Annotated in this window: 2 protein-coding genes and 1 pseudogene; all 3 read right to left on the bottom strand. The window is 73.9% G+C overall.

The genetic code is table 11. From position 1 onward, the window contains the following. The coding region (locus FV223_RS26670) for a cobyrinate a,c-diamide synthase (protein WP_147729739.1) at nt 1-717 on the bottom strand (717 nt) is incomplete at its 3' end. After that, complete coding sequence (gene cobM, locus FV223_RS26675; protein WP_147729740.1) at nt 714-1,514, bottom strand: precorrin-4 C(11)-methyltransferase; 801 nt, start codon at nt 1,512-1,514, stop codon at nt 714-716. The genes FV223_RS26670 and cobM, both read right to left, overlap by 4 nt. Next, nucleotides 1,511-1,771, bottom strand: a pseudogene (locus FV223_RS32175) (hypothetical protein); the annotation flags it as partial. The gene cobM and the pseudogene FV223_RS32175, both read right to left, overlap by 4 nt.

A 1,771-nucleotide genomic window follows, 5' to 3' on the forward strand; every position in this document is an offset into this window, starting at 1 on the left:
GGGGAGGGCGCCCGCGCCGGCGGGAACCGCGCCGCCGGCCGCAGCCAGGATCGCATCGCAATCGAGACCTTCGACGGCGAGATCGCCGAGGCGATCGAGACGGGCGTCGAGGTCGGAGGTCTCCCGCGCCTGCACGAGGCCGAGATGGCGCTCCGGCAGGACCAGCGACGCATCCCGCATCAGCGCGCCGAGGACCGGGATCCCGACGCGGGCGAGCCCGGCTTCGACGAGGCGGCGATGGCGGGCGCTGGCCACCTTGTTCAGCACCACGCCCGCGATTCTGACGCGCGCATCGTAGAGCGAGCAGCCGAGCGCGATCGCCGCCGCGGACTGCGCCGCCCCCGACACGTCGAGCACCAACAGCACGGGCCAGCCGTAGCGGGCGGCGATGTCGGCATTCGCGCCGGTGCGGCCCTCGCCGGCTCGGACGCCGTCGAACAGGCCCATCGATCCTTCCGCCACGACGATGTCGGCGTCCCGCACGGCGAACCCGGCGACCGCGTCGAGGAGGGCAGGGCCCATCGCGAAGCTGTCGAGGTTGACGCTCGGAAAGCCGGTCGCCGCCTCGTGGAAGGCCGGGTCGATGTAATCGGGCCCGCACTTCACCCCGCGGACGCGCAAGCCGCGACGGGCGAGCGCGCGCATGAGCGCGAGCGTCACCGTGGTCTTGCCGGAACTCGACCGCGGCGCGGCGACGAGGATGCCGGGAACGCTCATGCGTTCGCGTCCTCGTTGTCGATGCCCGTGCTGCCGACCGCCCCGCCGGGCCGGAACCGGCGGTCGTAGTCGGCCGCGTAGAGCGCGCTCTCGCGAAAATCCTCGGCGCCGAGCGCCGGCCCGACCAGGATCAGCGCCGTGCGCTCGATCCCAGATCCGGCGACCTGCCCCGCGATCGTCGAGAGCGTTCCGGTGATCACCCGCTCGTCCGGCCAGGAGGCGCGGAACACCACGGCGGCCGGGCAGGGCGCGCCGTAGAACGGCACGAGCTCGGCGACGACCTTGTCCAGAATGTGGATCGAGAGGTGCAGCGCCAGCGTCGCGCCGGTGGCGGCGAAGCCGGCCAGCGTCTCGCGCTCCGGCATCGCGCTCGCCCGCCCGGAGGTGCGGGTGAGGACGACCGACTGCGCCACGCCCGGCACGGTCAGCTCGCGCTTCAGCAGGGCCGCCGCCGCGGAGAAGGCCGGGACGCCCGGCGTGACGGTGTAGGCGATCCCGATCCGGTCGAGCCGCCGCATCTGCTCGGCGAGCGCGCTCCAGATCGACAGGTCGCCGGAATGCAGCCGGGCGACGTCCTCGCCGCGCGCATGCGCCGCCTCGATCTCCGCGACGATCGCGTCAAGGTCGAGCGGCGCGGTGTCGACGATCCGCGCGCCCGGGGGGCACCAGCCGAGGATCTCCGGCGCGACCAGGGAGCCGGCATAGAGGCAGACCGGACAGGCCGCGATCCGGTCGCGCCCGCGCACGGTGATGAGGTCGGGAGCGCCCGGCCCGGCGCCGATGAAATGGACGGTCATGCGGTCACGATCTGCGCCGTTCGGGCGCGCTGGGATATGGGTGTCTTCGATCGGCTAACGGCGCCCGCATCCTTCCCTACCCCCGCAGAGGGGGGACGGAAGAGGGCGCTGGCCTCATCGGCCTCGCGCATCGCCTCGTCGCTCGCTAGGCCCCGCGCCGCGAGCGCGCAGGTGGCACGTCCGTCGTCGATGCGGGCGAGGATCAGGCGTCCGGTTTCGCCGGCGACGGCGAGCGCCGCCGCCTCGGCGAGCGAGCC

The sequence above is a fragment of the Methylobacterium sp. WL116 genome (assembly GCF_008039455.1).
In the GTDB taxonomy this organism is placed as follows: Bacteria; Pseudomonadota; Alphaproteobacteria; order Rhizobiales; family Beijerinckiaceae; genus Methylobacterium.